Consider the following 12,330-nt stretch of genomic DNA (forward strand, 5'->3'; position numbering starts at 1 on the left):
GTCAAGCTTCTTTTCAGAGGCAGGGCTCTGGCTTCCGGCTTTTGCCGGCGGGTGATAATTTTTCTTGATGCCCAAACCCGCAGGTGTTATTTTTATATAAAATTCTGACACAAAAAGGAAAAACGAATGTTGGGAAAGCAACAGGGAATGTTTATTATTCGGGACATATTTGATTTTGATATCGGGCACCTGGCAAAAAGCCCGTGCCGGGAATGTCAGCATCGCCAGAACCTGCCGGACTGCTCCGAGCAATGCGAGGTGCTCGACAATATCCAGACCACGCTGGCCCGGGCGATTTCCTGCACCGGCCGGCACCCCTTTCTTGAGTCATAGCCGGGATTCAGGCCTTGATCAGTAAATAAAAAATCCCGGGATTCATTCTCCCGGGATTTTTTTACAGGCAACGGTGCAGCCGGCCTATGAAATTTATTCGGATGGCGGATCAGCTTTTTGGGGACGTTATCCGGAAGATGATGCAATCACCTGATCCGCGATTGCCTCCAGCGTTTTGGGTCCGATCCCCTTTACTTCCAACAATTGATCTGCGCTTGTAAACGAGCCGTTTTTCTTACGATAATCCACGATCCGCTCCGCAATAGCCGGCCCGATACCCTTGAGCTGTGTGAGTTGCTCAGGGCCGGCTGTATTGATATTGATTTTTTCCCCGGCGCCTGCGGTTTGCCATGCACCCAGAAATCCGAGCAGTAAAATCAGAGCCAGAATCGCTTTTATCCACCGTTTGTGCAGAATCATTGCATACCCCCTTTTTTGTGATTGTCAGTTCCTGCACCGATGCCGCCTACCCTGAAATAATAGCCAAAGAAGCGAATCAATAGAGAAAAAAAAGCAATGTCAAAATTCTGACAATTTATCCCGGAAGTCAACCATTTTTTTAATAAAAATTTTTTTCAGGGATAACTATTTTAAATAAAATAAAATTTGATATTTTTTCCACACAAGCAGCAAATGTTGAGGTATCGGAAAGACAGGGTTTTCAACAGACATGGGAAAGCAAACAGGTCAAAACGGCCAAATGAGCTGTTTTCCAGATAATCGTTTACAATTCATCGGCAAAATTGCTAATGTTGCTTTCAAATCAATCATGCACAACGGCCAACAGGTATCCGGACCAATGAAACTCGCTGTTATTTCAGATATTCACGGCAATGCCGAAGCTTTCCGGGAAGTGCTCAAAGACACTGAAAAGGCAGGTATTTCAACCATTTACTGCCTGGGCGACAGCATCGGCTACGGACCGGAACCCGATGAGACCATCCGGATGGTGCGTGAACGCGGCATATTATCCATCCAGGGCAACCACGAACTGGCTGTGAATCAACCCGGATACCTGAACTGGTTCAATCCCATTGCCCGGATTTCCCTGGAAAAAACCATGACAATGCTCTCCCGGCAGTCCCTGGACGACATCGCCGCCCTGCCCTTTTTTCTTACAGGGCACAACTGTCGGTTCGTCCACGGGTTTCCCCCGGACTCGGCCACCACCTATCTGTTTGAGGCCGATCCGGAGCAGGTGGATGCGGCCATGGCAGAAGCCGAAGAACCGATCTGCTTTGTGGGCCACACCCACGAACTAATGATCCTCACTCATGACGGCCGAGAGGTTTCCAGGCGTCCATTGAAACGCGAAACCATTATGCTTGACACCGGCTGCCGGTATATCATCAATGTGGGCAGCGTGGGCCAGCCCAGGGATGGCACCAATCATGCAAAGTACGTGATTTTCGACGATCAGGCCCTTGAGCTCGAAGTTCGGTTCGTGGAGTACAATGTCACGGAAACCATTGACAAAATATACGCGGCAGGGCTTCCGGAACAGCACGCCTGGCGGCTGTCTTGATTTTGTTTCAAATTTATGGCGATACAGTCAGCTTGTCTCCGGGGTGAATCACAGAATCCTCAGTCAAGTCATTTGTTTCCAGCAGGGTTTTGAGGTCGATATCGTGCTGTTGGGCAATGGAATACAGGGTATCGTTGTCTTTGACCGTATATTGCTTCTTTTGGGTTGATTCAGGCTCGGGCTCCGACTTTGGTGCCGGTTCCGATGGTTCGGCTACTGCCGCCGCCTCTTTGACTCCCTGCTCAGCGGCCTGGATTTCCTTTTCCAGTTTTTCTGTTCTGTCGCTGAGCGCCTCGACCTGCCTTACCAGTGAATCAAGTATCAGGCCCTGCTGGTCGAGCTGCTCATGCACTTGCTGGACGCCTCCCATGAGCTGGTCGTGATTGGCGGTAACCCGGGATTGCAAATCCGCCAGCGTTGCCTGCAGGCGCAGATTCCCGGATGAATCGTCAGCCTGCGGCAGCTGCTCCGCCGAACCGAGATTGATACTTTTCCGGGATGTTTGCGCCTGACGCTGATCCGGCCCGCCGGTAAAAAAGGAAATCAGAAGGATCAAAAAAATCGCCGCCCCGCCTCCGGCCAGAAGAATCAGCAGGAGCTTTCGCCCTGCGGGCAAACGCCGCCGCTGTTGATGCAGCAGGGATTCAGGCGCTTCTTCATATTCCTCATACCGGGGATCATTGCCGTAGTCCATGGTGGTTTTCCTTTCATTTGACAGGTTAAATAATCAAAAGGTTTCAGCAGCCAGTAAATTGCTCAAAAGCCTGCCAGAACACCTTCTGGCAGGCATCGGTTTCTTTCAGGATTTCATGCCTGGCGCCCTGGATTTTAACAACCCGGCAGCAGGGCAGACGGCTGCAGATCCGTTGGTGGGACCGGGTGTCCACAACCCGGTCCCGGGTCCCGGATGCCAGAAGCACCGGGGTTTTGACAGCCTCCACATATCCGGGGGCAGCCAGACAATCAATGGCGTCAAACGCGGCAGCCGCCCACCCGTAGGTCACGCCGCCAAGGGCCAGATCCGGATTTTTCCGCACTTCCCGGTTTTCGTCCAAAAATCGTTCCGGATCCCCGGTCAGGTCATTTCCCCGAAACCGTCCGGGCTTAAACGAATAATCACCGGCGCCCGGAATATATTGCTCAGCGCGACCGGCCCGAACCGCCCTTTGCACAAGTTTTCGGGTCAGTCCCCGGGGAAAGGGAAACGTGTGGATATCAAACATGGGTGAAACCAGCACGGCCCGGTCAAAAAATCCGGGATTTTCTCGCAGATACTGCATGCCGATGTTACCGCCCATGGAATGGGCCAGCAGGATTTTGGGCAAAGCCGGTTCAGGCTTTGCAATCCGGGTCACAAACGCATTGAGGTCGTTTACATAGTCGGCAAAGCTTCGCACAAATCCCTTGTGCGGGTTGTCCAGCATCCTGGAAGAAAGCCCCTGGCCCCGCCAGTCAAAGGAATATACGGCAAAACCCCGCTTCTGCAACCCTGTGATGGTTTCCCGGTTTTTTTCCAGAAACTCGGCCCGGCCGGAAAGGTAAACCACTGAAGCCCGTGGCAAAGCCGATTCCGGGCGCCAGATGCCGTAACGGATTTTCAGGCCGTCATGGGTGGTAAAAAAGCAACCTTCCGGGTGCATGCAATCATCCACACAGGCTTGAGCCGGCTTGACCCGGCCGATGTTTTCCAATATGATAAAAATTTCAAAAAATGAATGCACCAGATTACCATCAACCTGCAGGGGAAGCCAAATGAAAAAATACTTCCATCAATTCGTGGAAACCTGTGAAGATCTGCTTACCTTTGGATGGGACCGGCCCACCGATGAGCAGACCCTGATCTGCTACTTGCAGATGTTCTCCGATGATCAGCTGATCCGGACCCTGGCCGGCAGAATGAGCGATGCGGAGATCGAAGAGGTTTACAATCTCATCAACCGGCTGCTCAAAACCCACTTAAAGGACTCTGAGTACCACCGGCTTTTTCTTAAAGAAGAGCATTGAATAAAAAATATAACTTTCTGAAAAAAATTATGAATTTTAAAAAGCAACATATTGAGCGTTATGCCGACATCCTGTTATGGGGACTGAAAACCGCACGGCACGGCCGCAGAAAAAAAAGCGACATTATTTTGCTGCGATATGATCCCGCGGCCCTGCCCCTGGCGGAAAAATTATACGAAAAACTGCTCAAAGCCGGCCGGCATCCGATCCAGCGGATGATGCAGACCTGCCCCATGGAACAGAAATTTTATGAAATGGCAAACAACCGGCAGTTGACATTTATCGCCCCCGGGGAAAAGGAACTGCTGGAGAACCTCAACGGCAGCATTGTGCTGCTGGCCCCGGAATCCATTACCCATTTGTCCCATATTGATCCCGGATCCATTGCAAAATTTGCAAAAGCCAGAAAACCGCTTCGAAACATTCTTGACCGAAGGGAGGAAACCGGTGATTTCAGCTGGACCCTGGCCATGTACCCCACCCCGGCGCTGGCCCATCACGCTGGCATTTCCATTGAAGACTATACCCGGCAGGTAATCAGGGCCTGTTTTTTAAACCGCAAAGACCCGGTGGCCCATTGGGAATCGGTCTTTCGCCGGGCCCGATCCATCAAACAATGGTTAAACCGGCTGTCCATACGGCGTCTCCACGTGGAGTCCGAAAAAGTGGACCTGGAAATCACCCCGGGCCAGATGCGTCAGTGGATCGGGATTTCCGGCCATAATATCCCCAGCTTTGAAATCTTTCTGTCCCCGGACTGGCGCGGCACCCGGGGGGTGTATACGGCGGATCAGCCCACTTACCGCAGCGGTAACCGCGTGGAAGGCATCCGTCTGGAATTTGACAAGGGCCGTGTGATCCATGCCCGGGCCGAAACCGGGGAGGCCTTTTTGTGCAATCAGCTTCAAATGGATTCAGGCGCGGACAAGGTCGGGGAGTTTTCCCTGACAGACCGGCGGTTTTCCAAGATTGACCGGTTTATGGCCAACACCCTGTATGACGAAAATTACGGGGGATCTTACGGCAACTGCCACATCGCTTTGGGAAGCGCCTATTCCGACACCTATGCCGGAGACCCCGCCAACCTGACCCCTTATGCCAAAAAGGAGCTTGGTTTCAATGATTCGGCCCTGCACTGGGATCTGGTCAATACCGAAAAAAAACGGGTGACCGCCCATCTTGCAGACAGGGGAAAAACAGTGATCTATGAAAACGGGCAGTTTCAGCACAATGGATAAAACAGATTTTTCCACCCGCCCCTTGCTGCTGGAAAATCCGATCCAGAAATATGCCTGGGGTTCGACAACGGCCATCCAGAAAATCCTGGGCGCAGAACCAGACGGCCGCACCCCCTGGGCCGAGCTCTGGATGGGGGCCCATCCCAAAGCCCCCTCCATGGTCCATGTCAATGACCAACAGGCACCCTTAAACGAGCTGATCCGGGAGCACCCACGGGCCTTTCTGGGCGCGGACACGGCAGCGGCATACAGCAACACCCTGCCTTATTTGTTTAAGGTCCTGGCCGCCAAACAGCCCCTTTCCATCCAGGCCCATCCGGATGCCCGGCAGGCAGGGGAAGGATTTAAACGGGAAAATAAACAGCAAATCCCCATTGACGCTCCTCATCGCAATTACCTGGATCCCTGGCCCAAGCCTGAGCTCATCTGCGCCATCGAACCCTTCGGTGCCCTGATCGGATTTCGCAGCCCGGAGATGATCTGCAGCCTTGGCCGGCGGTTTTTTCCCAAAAGCCTGGACCGCCCCCTGCAGGCCCTGGAAACCCGGCCGGATGTATCCGGCATCCGGGCATTTTTCCATGCATTGATGACCATGGAACAAATCCACCGGACTGAAGTCATCCATGAGGCCCTGGCCAACGCCAGGATCAGCGATACCCCTGAAGGCTATTGGATTGACAGGCTTCACCAGAGCTATCCCGGGGATACGGGTGTACTGGCCCCGGTTTTTCTCAATCTTCTGGAAATTCCCCCGGGACGGGCCGTGTTTCTGGCCCCGGGAATCCTGCACGCCTATTTGTACGGCACAGGCATGGAGATTATGGCCAATTCCGACAATGTGCTGCGCGGCGGGCTTACGGCCAAGCATGTGGACATGGCTGAGCTTTTAAACACGCTGGAATTTGAACCCTCTTTTCCAAACCCGGCAGCCCCGGAGAAAATGGATTCTGCAGAGCAGCGATTTGCAGCACCGGCCGATGAATTTGTCCTTTCTGTCATCAGTGTTGACCCGGATACCCGGTATTGTTCGCCCAAAGAGCACAGCGCTGACATTTTATTTTGCCTGGACGGTCAGGCGGAAATACGGAAAAACAAAACAGATACCCGCCTGGATCTTGGCCAGGGGCGGTCGGCGATCGTGCCGGCGGCCGCAGGGGCCTATGAAATCACCGGCCGCGGGAAGATATGGAAAGCCGGGGTCCCGCAATGAACCCCCTTTGCGGCCAAAAACAGCTCCCTGAGCTTCGGGTCAATGAAATTTTTTACAGCATCCAGGGCGAATCCCTTTATATGGGCAGGCCCTGCATTTTTGTGCGCCTGACCGGATGCAACCTGCGGTGCACCTATTGCGATACCGGTTATGCCTACACACAGGGCCGGCCCATGGACATCGCGCAAATCCTTTCCAAAGCCGGAAGCTATGGCGTAAAGCTGGTGGAGATCACCGGCGGCGAACCCCTGATGCAGCCCTGCACCCCGGCCCTGGCCGAAGCCCTGCTTGCAAAAAGTTTTGAGGTGATGATTGAGACAAACGGTACCTATTCCATTGACCTGGTACCGGATGTATGCATGCGGATCATGGACATCAAATGCCCGGCAAGCGGGGAAAGCCGCAAAACCGATTTTGACAACCTCAACCGCCTGAAGGGAAACGATCAGGTCAAATTTGTGATCTGCGACCGCAAGGACTATGATTATGCCCGCCATATCCTCAGGTATTACTGGTCCGGCCGGCCGCCGGTGCCGGTTTTGATCTCCCCGGCCGCCGGCCGGCTTGCGCCGGCCACCGCAGCGGCCTGGATACTCGAAGACCGGCTGGATGTGCGGCTGCACCTGCAGCTGCACAAAATTCTGTGGCCAAATGAACAACGCGGGGTATAGAATTACAGGAGGTATGAAATGGGAGACCAGCCCCGGGCAGTGGTTCTTTTAAGCGGCGGGCTTGATTCGGCCACAACCCTTGCCGTTGCCCGCCAGCAGGGATTTTGCTGCCACACGCTCAGCTTTGACTACGGCCAGCGCCATTATCACGAACTTGCAGCATCCGAAAGAATTTCCCGGGTTTTGGGGGCAAAAGAACACCACGTGGTGCGCCTGGACATGCGCGACATCGGCGGCTCTGCCCTGACTACGGATCTGGCGGTGCCGCCCGGCGACTCAGGCGGGCAGGCCGAATCGGATATCCCGGTCACCTACGTGCCCGCGCGCAACACCATCTTTCTTTCCGTGGCCCTGGCATGGGCCGAAACCCGGCGGGCCGCCGACATCTTTATCGGCGTGAATGCAGTGGACTACTCCGGTTATCCGGATTGCCGGCCTGAATATCTTGCAGCCTTTGAGGCCATGGCCAACCTGGCCACCAAAATGGCTGTCCAGGAAAATACCGTCGTGCGCATCAATGCCCCCCTGCTTTATCTGAAAAAATCAGAAATCATCCAAAAGGGAATGGCCCTGGGTGTGGACTACAGCCTGACCCACTCCTGCTATGACCCCTCACCCGGCGGCCTGGCCTGCGGCCGCTGCGATTCCTGCCTGCTGCGGCAAAAAGGATTTGCCGATGCGGGGGTCCCGGACCCAACGCTGTATGTACCAGACCCGGAATAAAAACCGGCCGCAGACGGCAAGCCCTACCAGCCCATGGGTACCAGAAACGCTTTTCCGGTCATCTGAAGGGATTTGTCCGGCTCGGTTTTGCACTTTTCGCTCACCGAACGGATCAGATGGCCCGCCGCGGTCTGTGTCCAGAACCAGCGGGCAAACTCCCGGCTCGTGGGCGGGGTCGTGCCCGGCTGATGGGTGGCTGCCTCGTAATAAAAGGTTTTCAGGTCCTGAACCGCAAGCCGGATGGCCACAGCCAGGGGCATTTCCGAATCCCCGGGCTCCGGGGATTGATCCAGCAAATAATCACAAAGCAGGTCTGCGGCTGCATCCGGTTCAAAATTGGCCACAGCCGTGCGGCTTTGCTCCTTGCGGCGTTTGTCGTACCAGGGCATCAGCTCTGTCATTTCCCGGCGAAGGGCGGATACCTGTTTTTCCAGATCGGTTTCAGCCTGCTCAGGGGCGGAGAAGCTGATTGGACAGGACCATGCCTCTTGTGCCGTATCGGAATCATCTGCTCCAACCGGTGCTTCCTCGGAAAAATCAACCAGAACAGGACCGGATCGGGCATTTAAAAGCTCCAGGGCCGAAATCAGCACTTTTTTCTGAAATGACGGATCATCGGGCACACCCAGGGGGCGGCCCAGGTCAAATGGCACCCACAGGGCCCGGGGCGGATGGATTTTTTCCGTGTGCTCCCGGATCAGGCTGATCTGGGTGGTGGCAATGCCTTTGGCTTCCAGGTAATGGGCCAGCGCGCCCACGGCGCGCGTGCAAAACGGTCAGACCGGAATCAGAACAGCGGCATCCACATTGTCGCCTTTGAGCAAGCCGGCCAGATTTTCCGCAGAAGGTTCCATTTTCGAAGGATCAGCAGCGCCCATGAAGGAATAATGAAAATCAGCCACACTGCCGATACGGTTTTCATCAGCCAGCTGCCGGAGCCGGTCAATGGGAAAAACCACGTTCCAATCCTGCTGAAAACCGGTGCGGTCAAAATTGGTGGAAATATGGGTCATGACCAGATCCTCTGCGCGGCTGGTGCCGTCGATCACCCGAAAGTCGCCGTCCATGCCCCCAAAGGGGCGGTCGCCCCGGCGATGAAGCCCGGCCGTGGAAATCAGCGCGATCCGCTGATTTGCCAGTTCCGGGACATTGACCCAGGGCGTTTGATCAAACTGCGGACAGGGCAGGTCGGCAATATGGGAACGCATGGGTTCAGCCAGATTTTCAAGTCGCGCCATCATGTCCTCCTTTTTAAACAATTACGTAATTGTATATTTTTATGCCGGTTTTTATGCCAGTTTTGCACAGTGTTTATATGATGGCCTGGCAAGGCAACGGCAGTTTTTCTCTGGAAGTCAGTACGCTGCATTTCCGGCAGGTTTCCCGGGTTGGCGCCCGCTCACACCCTTGGCAGCGGCTTACCAAATCCATTGCTTCGCGGATTTCGCCTTCGAGTTTCTGATAATCGCTGATTTTTTTTTCAATGGCGCGTTTTTGTTCTTCAAGCAGGGCAAGGACCCGGCTGCTTGCTTCATCGCCCGTGGCACCGTTTTTTCGGGCCTCGTAAAGGGCCTTGATCTGTTTTAAGGCAAAACCGGCATCCCGGAGCTTTTGAACAAAAAACACCGTATCCGCCGTGTCCGGAAAAAACAGGTAAAACCCCCCGGCACTTCGGGTGGCCGGTTCAATAAAGCCCTCTTCCATGTAATAGCGGACAGTACGCACGGTGGTGCCGGCCATTTTGGCAATTTCACCGATCTGACAAAGATTTTCAGGTTTGTTATTTTCCATGCTGTATAAAATAACCATACTTTTACGTTATTGTCAAATCAAAAATTCTTCCGGCTGGTTGACATCCTTGTCAAGGACTGTCATATTTGAATCAAACTAAAGCTCCCCTCCGATTGAACCCAATTCGCCCAAAAAAAACAGGGCAGGAGAACATAGATGCAAAAATCCAAACCCTGGCTGCTGGGTCTGCTGGCAGTGCTTGTCATTCTTGCTGTTGCCTATGTCGGCTTTTATTTTCTCTTCCTGGATTTCCTGGTGGACTATTGGTGGTTTGATTCCCTGGGCTACGGGTGGTATTTTTTCCAGCGGGTTTCTTACCGGTACCTGGTATTCGGCGGGGTGACCCTGTTTTTCTTTCTGGTGTTTTTTCTCAACTTCTGGGTGGCCTCCCGGTTTCTTGGCACATCGCCTGGCGAAGCAGAAAAAAAGGACAAAACCCGCACCCGGCGCTACCACGACATGGCCCGGATGTTTCGCACCGGATCCATGAAGGTCTATACCCCCCTTTCCCTGGTGCTTTCCATATTTGTGGCCCTGCCTGTGTTTGAAAAATGGGAGGAACTGCTGTTTTTCCTGTTCAGCCCCAATGCCGGGACAACGGATCCGGCCTTTGGTATTGACGTGAGTTTTTACCTGTTTTCCTATCCCATCCATATGCTGCTGGAACAGCGGCTGTTGATCGCAGTGGCCATTGTGGCCGCAGCCTCCCTTCTGCTCTATATCATCGAACGCCGGATGCTGGCAAAAACCGATCTGCCCCTGGCCAGGGGCGCCAGAATTCATCTAAATATTATGGCGCTGATCCTGGCGGTGCTGGTTGGATGGGGATTTTTCCTGAAACGCTACGGCCTGGTTTTTACCAGCAATCACATGCCCCTGTTTTACGGACCCGGGTTTACGGAAATGCATGTCACCCTGCCCCTGATCTGGGCAGCGGTTATCTGCTGGGCGGCTGCGGCGGCAGGCATTGTTTACTACCTGAATTTCCGCCGGGCCCTGTTTCCGGTTCTCGGCCTGATCGTCGTGTTCGCCGGCGTTTTTGCCCTGGGAAACACCACTTTTTTGCCCAATCTGGTAGAGAAATATCTGGTTCTTCCCAATGAACTGTCCCGCCAGCAGCCCTACATTGAAAACAGCATCGAGGCCACATTGGGGGCATACGGCTTATCTGACGTGGAAACCCGCAATCTTGAAGTAAACCGCATACCCTGGGGGCAGACCACTGAAGCCATCCGCACCAACATCGAAAATATTCCGGTATGGGACCGGTACCTGCTGGAAGACGTTTATGAACAGCTCCAAAGCATCCGGCCCTATTACAATTTCACTGGCGTGGACGTGGATCGGTATGAAATCGACGGCCGGGTTCAGCAGGTCAATCTGGCGGCCAGGGAAATCAACCTTGACAAGCAGCCCGGCTCGGGGAAAAACTGGATCAACCGTCATCTGCAGTACACTCACGGCTACGGCCTGGTCATGACCCCTGCGGCCCAGAGCGGCGAGCATTTCATGAAATGGCTGATCCGCGGGATTCCGCCGGTTTCTGATTTCGGTCTTGAGGTTTCCGAGCCCGGCATTTACTTTGGCCAGGAATCCCTTGAGTATGTGATTGCGCCCAATGACGCCGGTGAAATCGATTATCCGGAAGGTGATTCCTTTGCCGGAACCGATTACGCCGGCAGCACCGGTATTGAAGTCGATTCCCTGTTTCGCAAGCTCCTGCTTTCCATCTATTTCAAGGACCGGAACATCTTTTTTACCGCAAAAACCGGAAAAGACAGCAAGATCCTTTTCCGCCGCAATATCCGGGAAGCCGTCGGCCACCTGACCCCGTATCTCAAACTCGACGATGATCCCTATCTTGTGGCCACCGAGAACGGTTTGTTCTGGTTTCTGGACGCCTATACCCGCTCGGCGCGGTATCCCAATTCTGAACCTTTTGACGATAAAAACAATTATATCCGCAATTCCGTCAAGATTGTCATGGATGCTTACAACGGCACCATTGACTATTACATGGCAGACAACGATGACCCCGTGGCGCAGGCCTATAAGCGGATGTATCCGGGATTGCTCAAACCCCTGGAAGAAATGCCCGAAAACCTGCGCGCCCATATCCGGTATCCCAAAGACATTTTTGAAATCCAGATGGATATCTACACCAAATACCACCAGACCGATCCCAAGACCTTTTACCAGGAAGAAGATCTCTGGGAATTTGCTCACCAGAACCCAAAGGAAATCCGCGAGATTGGTTCCCAGTCAATGCGTGCCTATTACCTGACCCTGGACCTGATTGAGGAGGATCGCCCGGAGTTCATGCTGATTTCCCCCATGACGCCCAAAAACCGTCCCAATCTCCGGGCCATGGTCATTGCCGGGTGCGACGGGGACAGATACGGAAAATTCTACGTCTACAGCTTCCCCAAGGGCGAGCAGGTATACGGCCCCTCCCAGATCAGCGCCCTGATCGACCAGAACACGGAAATTGCAGAGCAGTTTACCTTGTGGGATCAGGTGGGCTCAGAGGTCAAACGGGGCAGAATGATTATTTTGCCCATAGCTGACGTGGTCTTCTATATCCAGCCGGTTTATCTCAGCGCTGCATCGGACTTAAAAATTCCCCAGCTCCAGCGTCTTCTTGTCACCCAGGGCGACGTAGTGGCCATGGATGTTTCGCTGGAAAAGGCCTTTGACCAGATCCGGAGCCGTCTGCACAGGGGGGGGCATCCCACCGAACCTGAAATCCCCCAGTCCTCTGCACCGGATCAGCCGGCCGGCGGGGCCGAAGAAGCAGGCCCGGCCGCAGAATGAAATCCTTTAACAGCTCAGAAG

The 12,330-nt window shown here is 53.9% G+C and carries 13 protein-coding genes; 8 read left to right on the top strand and 5 right to left on the bottom strand.

The window, feature by feature from the left end:
• Positions 1–126: 126 nt before the first annotated feature.
• On the top strand, positions 127–333 hold the full coding sequence (locus tag ACTCIA_RS00840) for a hypothetical protein (RefSeq protein WP_462999907.1): 207 nt from the start codon (positions 127–129) through the stop codon (positions 331–333).
• 126 nt (positions 334–459) lie between these two features.
• On the opposite strand, the gene ACTCIA_RS00845 is transcribed toward ACTCIA_RS00840, so the two are convergent.
• Positions 460–753, bottom strand: a complete 294-nt coding sequence (locus ACTCIA_RS00845) for a ComEA family DNA-binding protein (RefSeq protein WP_462999908.1) — start codon at positions 751–753, stop codon at positions 460–462.
• Between the two features lie 379 nt (positions 754–1,132).
• Here ACTCIA_RS00845 and ACTCIA_RS00850 point away from each other — a divergent pair, with 379 nt between their 5' ends.
• Positions 1,133–1,858: a metallophosphoesterase family protein gene (locus ACTCIA_RS00850; RefSeq protein ID WP_462999909.1), complete on the top strand. Its 726-nt coding sequence runs from the start codon at positions 1,133–1,135 to the stop codon at positions 1,856–1,858.
• Positions 1,859–1,871: 13 nt separating this feature from the next.
• Here ACTCIA_RS00850 and ACTCIA_RS00855 read toward each other — a convergent pair whose 3' ends face one another.
• Both ACTCIA_RS00855 and ACTCIA_RS00860 read right to left on the bottom strand, forming a co-directional pair.
• A complete protein-coding gene (locus ACTCIA_RS00855; RefSeq protein ID WP_462999910.1) occupies positions 1,872–2,552 on the bottom strand; it encodes a LysM peptidoglycan-binding domain-containing protein in 681 nt (226 codons plus the stop codon).
• Positions 2,553–2,595: 43 nt separating this feature from the next.
• On the bottom strand, positions 2,596–3,498 hold the full coding sequence (locus ACTCIA_RS00860; RefSeq protein WP_462999911.1) for an alpha/beta fold hydrolase: 903 nt from the start codon (positions 3,496–3,498) through the stop codon (positions 2,596–2,598).
• Positions 3,499–3,610: 112 nt separating this feature from the next.
• Between ACTCIA_RS00860 and ACTCIA_RS00865 the strand changes: the two genes are divergently transcribed.
• Genes ACTCIA_RS00865 through queC form a run of 5 tightly spaced genes read left to right on the top strand, consistent with a single transcriptional unit; the run spans position 3,611 to position 7,704 of the window.
• Positions 3,611–3,862, top strand: a complete 252-nt coding sequence (locus ACTCIA_RS00865) for a cytoplasmic protein (protein WP_181550391.1) — start codon at positions 3,611–3,613, stop codon at positions 3,860–3,862.
• Positions 3,863–3,891: 29 nt separating this feature from the next.
• Positions 3,892–5,100, top strand: coding sequence for an aminopeptidase (locus ACTCIA_RS00870; protein ID WP_462999912.1), 1,209 nt, complete (start codon positions 3,892–3,894; stop codon positions 5,098–5,100).
• Positions 5,093–6,310 (top strand): mannose-6-phosphate isomerase, class I, encoded by a 1,218-nt coding sequence (manA, locus tag ACTCIA_RS00875; protein ID WP_462999913.1) that lies wholly within the window; start codon positions 5,093–5,095, stop codon positions 6,308–6,310. The genes ACTCIA_RS00870 and manA overlap by 8 nt, the downstream gene beginning before the upstream one ends.
• Positions 6,307–6,981 (top strand): radical SAM protein, encoded by a 675-nt coding sequence (locus tag ACTCIA_RS00880; protein WP_462999914.1) that lies wholly within the window; start codon positions 6,307–6,309, stop codon positions 6,979–6,981. Before manA ends, ACTCIA_RS00880 begins: the two co-directional genes overlap by 4 nt.
• An 18-nt stretch (positions 6,982–6,999) precedes the next feature.
• Positions 7,000–7,704, top strand: a complete 705-nt coding sequence (gene queC, locus ACTCIA_RS00885; RefSeq protein WP_462999915.1) for a 7-cyano-7-deazaguanine synthase QueC — start codon at positions 7,000–7,002, stop codon at positions 7,702–7,704.
• 23 nt (positions 7,705–7,727) lie between these two features.
• Here queC and ACTCIA_RS00890 read toward each other — a convergent pair whose 3' ends face one another.
• Together ACTCIA_RS00890 and ACTCIA_RS00895 are read right to left on the bottom strand one after the other, a co-directional pair.
• Positions 7,728–8,942: a glycine/sarcosine/betaine reductase selenoprotein B family protein gene (locus tag ACTCIA_RS00890; protein ID WP_462999937.1), complete on the bottom strand. Its 1,215-nt coding sequence runs from the start codon at positions 8,940–8,942 to the stop codon at positions 7,728–7,730.
• Positions 8,943–9,015: 73 nt separating this feature from the next.
• A complete protein-coding gene (locus ACTCIA_RS00895; RefSeq protein WP_462999916.1) occupies positions 9,016–9,495 on the bottom strand; it encodes a MerR family transcriptional regulator in 480 nt (159 codons plus the stop codon).
• A gap of 156 nt (positions 9,496–9,651) precedes the next feature.
• Between ACTCIA_RS00895 and ACTCIA_RS00900 the strand changes: the two genes are divergently transcribed.
• Positions 9,652–12,309, top strand: a complete 2,658-nt coding sequence (locus tag ACTCIA_RS00900; RefSeq protein ID WP_462999917.1) for a UPF0182 family protein — start codon at positions 9,652–9,654, stop codon at positions 12,307–12,309.
• The last annotated feature ends 21 nt before the right edge of the window (positions 12,310–12,330 follow it).

It is taken from the genome of Desulfosalsimonas sp. (assembly GCF_055149105.1).